The sequence below is a fragment of the Actinocorallia aurantiaca genome, assembly GCF_039533685.1.
Lineage (GTDB): Bacteria > Actinomycetota > Actinomycetes > Streptosporangiales > Streptosporangiaceae > Actinocorallia > Actinocorallia aurantiaca.
Map to the genome: position 1 here is coordinate 111033 of NZ_BAAATZ010000025.1, position 4505 is coordinate 115537.

At 72.9% G+C, this 4505-nt stretch carries 5 protein-coding genes; 2 read left to right on the plus strand and 3 right to left on the minus strand.

The window, feature by feature from the left end; translation table 11 throughout:
* The 3 genes from ptsP to ABD327_RS26575 form a co-directional block, all read right to left on the minus strand.
* On the minus strand, window positions 1–1616 hold a 1616-nt coding region (gene ptsP / locus ABD327_RS26565), incomplete at its 3' end, for a phosphoenolpyruvate--protein phosphotransferase (protein ID WP_344453937.1).
* Window positions 1609–1881: an HPr family phosphocarrier protein gene (locus tag ABD327_RS26570; protein ID WP_344453940.1), complete on the minus strand. Its 273-nt coding sequence runs from the start codon at window positions 1879–1881 to the stop codon at window positions 1609–1611. The genes ABD327_RS26570 and ptsP, both read right to left, overlap by 8 nt.
* A gap of 86 nt (window positions 1882–1967) precedes the next feature.
* Window positions 1968–2999, minus strand: coding sequence for an SIS domain-containing protein (locus ABD327_RS26575; RefSeq protein ID WP_344453942.1), 1032 nt, complete (start codon window positions 2997–2999; stop codon window positions 1968–1970).
* A gap of 137 nt (window positions 3000–3136) precedes the next feature.
* On the opposite strand from ABD327_RS26575, the gene ABD327_RS26580 reads away from it, so the two are divergent.
* Together ABD327_RS26580 and ABD327_RS26585 are read left to right on the plus strand one after the other, a co-directional pair.
* A complete protein-coding gene (locus tag ABD327_RS26580) occupies window positions 3137–3871 on the plus strand; it encodes a GntR family transcriptional regulator (RefSeq protein ID WP_344453945.1) in 735 nt (244 codons plus the stop codon).
* A 105-nt stretch (window positions 3872–3976) separates the two neighbouring features.
* Complete coding sequence (locus ABD327_RS26585; RefSeq protein WP_344453947.1) at window positions 3977–4447, plus strand: Rv3235 family protein; 471 nt, start codon at window positions 3977–3979, stop codon at window positions 4445–4447.
* The last annotated feature ends 58 nt before the right edge of the window (window positions 4448–4505 follow it).

Below are 4505 nucleotides of genomic sequence, written 5' to 3' on the forward strand. Positions count from 1 at the left end.
GAGGCGGTGCGGGCCGCGCGGGCGGCCCGGGCCGCGGCCTGGCACTCGGCCAGGGTGTGGGCGGCGAGGGCCGCACGGACCAGGGGCAGGGAGGGCGCGCTCATCGACAGGCTCGTCACGCCCAGACCGGCCAGCACGCAGGCCATGACCGGGTCGGCCGCGGCCTCGCCGCAGACGCCGCAGCCCTTGCCCGCGTCCGTGGCGGCGGAGGCGGCGAGGGCCATGAGGTCCAGGAGGGCGGGACGCCACGGGTCCTGGAGGCGGGTGAGGCTGGCGACCTGGCGGTCCACCGCGAAGACGTACTGGGCGAGGTCGTTGGTGCCGAGGCTGAAGAAGTCGACCTCGTCGGCGATGTCGCGGGCGCGGATGGCGGCGGCGGGAACCTCGATCATGATGCCCGCCTGCTGGATCCCCGCGGCCCGGCAGGCGGCGGTGAAGATCCGCGCCTCCTCGGAGTCGGTGACCATCGGCGCCATGACGCGCAGCCTGTCCGAGGGGAGGCCCTCGGCGGCCTTGGCCAGCGCGCGGAGCTGGGCGTGGAGCACGTTCGGGTGGCGGCGCAGCAGGCGCAGCCCCCGTTCGCCCAGGGCCGGGTTGGGTTCGACGGCGGCCGGGGGCAGGAAGGGCAGGGGCTTGTCCGCCCCGGCGTCCAGGACCCGGACGACGACGCGCGGGAACGCCTTCAGCACCTCGCGGTAGGCGGCGATCTGCTGCCCCTCGGTGAGCGGCACCGCCTGGTCGAGGAAGAGGTACTCGCTGCGGAAGAGCCCCACGCCCTCGGCTCCGCTGGCCAGGGCGCGGTCGATGTCCTGGGGACCGCCGATGTTGGCCAGCAGCGGGACAGGGTGGCCGTCCTTGGTGCGGCCCGGCCCGGTGGCGCTGCCGACGGCCTCGGCGCGGGCGCGTTCGGCCGCCCTCGCCCGGAGGATCCGCTCCTCCTCGGGATCGACGGTCAGCTTCCCCGACGCCCCGTCGACCAGGACGTGCTCGCCGTCCTTCAGGTCGAGGACCCCTGCGCAGGAGACGATCGCGGGGATGCCCATGGCGCGGGCGAGGATCGCGGTGTGCCCGATCGGGCCGCCCTCCTCGGTCACGAACGCCACGACCTGGCGCGGGTCGAGCAGGGCCAGGTCCGCAGGGGCCAGGTCCTGGGTGACCAGCACGTACGGCTCGTCGACCTCCGGCACTCCGGGGACGGCGACCGACATCAGCCGGGCCACCGCCCGGTCCCGGACGTCGTCCAGGTCGCTCACCCGGGCGGACATGTAGTCGCCGGCTCCGGAGATCAGTTCCCGGAAGAAGCCGAACGACTCGTACACGGCACGGGCCGCGGTCAGTCCCGCGGAGATCCCCACTCCGACCTCACCGGCCAGGTCGGGGTCTCGGGCCATCATCGCCTGGGCCGCCAGCACGTCCCCGGCCTCGCCCCCGGCCGCCCGCGCGCGGGCGTCGAGTTCGCGCCCGACGGCCTCCAGCGCCTCCAGGGCGCGTTCCGTCTCGGCGACGGGATCTCCGGAGAAGCGCTCGACGGGAGGTTCGGGCACCGCGCCGGTCATGACGCGGACGGGGCCGACGCCTACACCAGGGCTGACTCCCGTGCCGGAGAGCTCACGCATTCGTCTCCGAGAACTGCGTGAACAGACCCGCCAGGCGGTCCAGGGCCTCCTCCGCGCCCTCTCCCTCGGCGCACAGCCGCAGGTGCTCGCCCGGACGCGCGTCCAGGGCCAGGACCGCCAGGATGCTCTTGGCGTTCACCAGCTCACCCGTGTGACGCCCCACACTGACCTCGACCGGACACTGGGCCGCCGCTTTCACGAACTCCGCCGCCGGCCGGGAGTGCAGGCCGACCATCGATTCGACTCTCACCAGACGCTCAGCCATGATCCTCCTTCAGAGGTGGATTGTTCCAGAGAGCCGAGCTTCGGCCGGCCAGAACAGCGGGAAATCTTGCTGGGTGGTAAATCAGACTATGCACCCGTTTGGGTTACTTTATTCAAACCCCGGGGCACGTCCGGATTAATCCCAAGCCGACGCGCCAATTTCTCTACCAGCAGTTGACCCGGGACCACCAGGGCCAGCGGGGCCGTCCACTCCGGGAGCCCCGGCCCCGGCAGGGCCAGCGAGGACGCCCCGGCCAGCTCGGAGCCGCCGCCGATCCCGTAGGCCCGCGCCCCCGCGCCGACCACCCGGGCCGCCAGCGCGGCCGTGCCCTCCAGGACCGGGCTGCCCTCCACGCCCAGCACCAGCGCGGGAGTGGTCTCGTCCACGACCGCGATGGGACCGTGCAGCAGGTCGGCGTAGGACAGGCCCATGGCGTGCAGGTAGCACGCCTCCTTGAGCTTGAGGGCCACCTCCAGCGCGGTGCCGAAGGCCAGCCCGCGGGCCGAGACCACCACGCCCTGCACCTTGGACAGCTCCTCGACGATCAGGGCCAGCGACTCCGACGCCTCGGTCGCCTCGATCAGGCGCTCGATCTCGTCCGGGACGCGGTCCAGGTCCGCGAGGTCCACGTCCGCGCCCAGGCCCGCGCCCAGGACGGACAGCGCGGCCAGCTGGGTGGTGTAGGTCTTGGTCGCCGGGACGGCCAGCTCCTCGCCCGCCTCGGTGAGCAGCGCCACGTCCGCGGACTCCGCCAGCGGGGACCCCTGGCCGTTGGTCACCGCGACGGTCCGCGCCCCGCAGGCCTTCGCCCAGTCCAGCGTCTCGACGATCTCCTCGGTGCGGCCGGACTGGCTGATCGCCACGGCGAGCACGCCGTCCAGGTCGATCCTCCTGCGGTAGGTCGTCGCGATGGACGGCGCCGCGAGGGTGGCGAGCCGTCCCGTGTGGGACTCCACCAGGTAGCGGCCGTAGACGGCCGCGTTGTCGGAGGAGCCTCGGGCGATGAACAGCACCTGGCGGGTCCGGGCCGCGAGCTTCTCCAGCTCCCCGATCCGGGGCGTCAGGGACCCGATGGTCCTGCGCAGCGCCTCCGGCTGCTCGCCGATCTCAAGCCTCATCCGACTGGGCATGGATGTCCTTCCCTTGAACTGGTCTAGTCCGGACCATACCAGTATGTACCCTAGCGTTATGAAAACATGACCTTGTATGACCTTTTTCGCAGACGAAGGCCCTTCTCCCATGAGGTGGTAAAGATTTGGCCGCCATCGACGCCTCCAGCCCGGTGCCGAAGTACGTCCAGCTACGCGGCCTCCTCCTCGACCTGATCGACGAGGCCGAGCTCAGGGCCGACGCGCCCATGCCGTCGGAACGGGAGCTGTGCCAGAGCTACGGCCTGTCCCGGATGACCGTCCGCCAGGCGGTGGACCAGCTCGTCGCGGAGGGCAGGCTGTACCGCGTGCCCGGCAAGGGCACCTTCGTGGCCCGCCCCAAGATCGACATGCCGCTGCGGCTGAGCTCCTCCTTCACCGCGGAGATGAAGGCGCGCGGCATGACGCCCGGCTCGGTCGACCTGGACCAGCGCACCGTCCCCGCCGCCGGGCACGTGGCCAAGGGCCTCGGCGTGGCCCCCGGCTCCCCCGTGCACGTCATCGAGCGGCTGCGCACCGCGGACGGCGGCCCCATGGCCCTGGAGCGCTGCCACATCCCCGCGCCCCTCGCCCCCGACCTGCTGTCCGCCCGCGTCCCGGAGCAGTCCCTGTACGACCTCCTGGAACGCCGCTACGGCATCGTCTTCGACTCCGGCGACCAGACCGTGGAGGCGAGCATCGCCGCCCCCGGCGACGCCGACCTGCTGCACCTCGCCCACGGCAGCCCCGTCCTGCTGCTGCGCCGCCGCTCCTACCAGAACTCCGTCTGCGCCGAGCTCACCGAGTCCACCTACCGCGCGGACCGCTACCAGCTCCACACCAGCCTGGCCCGCCCCCGCTGACCCCTCCGCGGCATGACGCGGAATTTACCGGGCGGCCCGTATCAGCGGGCCGCCCTCCGGCCTCTGTCAAAGGCGCGCACAGGGCGCGCGTCGAGAGGAGGCCTCATGCCGCGTTTGCGAGTGGTCCGTCTGGTGTCGGTCATGGACGTCACAGCCCGCGAGGACTGGACGCCGGAGACCGGGGGAAGCCTCGCCTTCAAGCCCTATCCGTGCGAGGAGAACGCCAGGGGCGCCCCCGGCGGCGTCGAGGAGCTCGGCCCCGCCGCCGACCGGGTGATCTGGGTGGCCGCCGAGGTCTTCTCCGGCCGCCGCCCCTTCCAGCAGCTGGCCTCCCTGGCCACCGCCGAGCTGGCCGGCGCCCTCACCCGGCAGGCGTCCCGCTCCCACGACCGCCTGCCGATCCGCCCGGGCGCCCCCCGCATCCGCAACCGCCGCATCCAGGAGCCCCGCGACGGCGTCGCCGAGATCACCGCCACCGTCGTGATCGGCGGCCGCATCCAGCCCATCGCGCTGCGTCTGGTCCTCCTCCGCGGCCGCTGGAAGTGCGCCGCCCTGGAGACCGTCATCCCCTCCTGAGCGCGTCGGCGCACACCCGCCGGAGAGAACGCGGCCGCCGCCCCGGGAAGGGCGGCGG

What these genes read in the sequence shown, in the direction of transcription:
- ABD327_RS26570 (WP_344453940.1), bottom strand. Translation starts at nt 1,881, where the DNA reads ATGGCTGAGCGTCTGGTGAGAGTCGAATCGATGGTCGGCCTGCACTCC.
- ABD327_RS26575 (WP_344453942.1), bottom strand. Translation starts at nt 2,999, where the DNA reads ATGAGGCTTGAGATCGGCGAGCAGCCGGAGGCGCTGCGCAGGACCATC.
- ABD327_RS26585 (WP_344453947.1), top strand. Translation starts at nt 3,977, where the DNA reads ATGCCGCGTTTGCGAGTGGTCCGTCTGGTGTCGGTCATGGACGTCACA.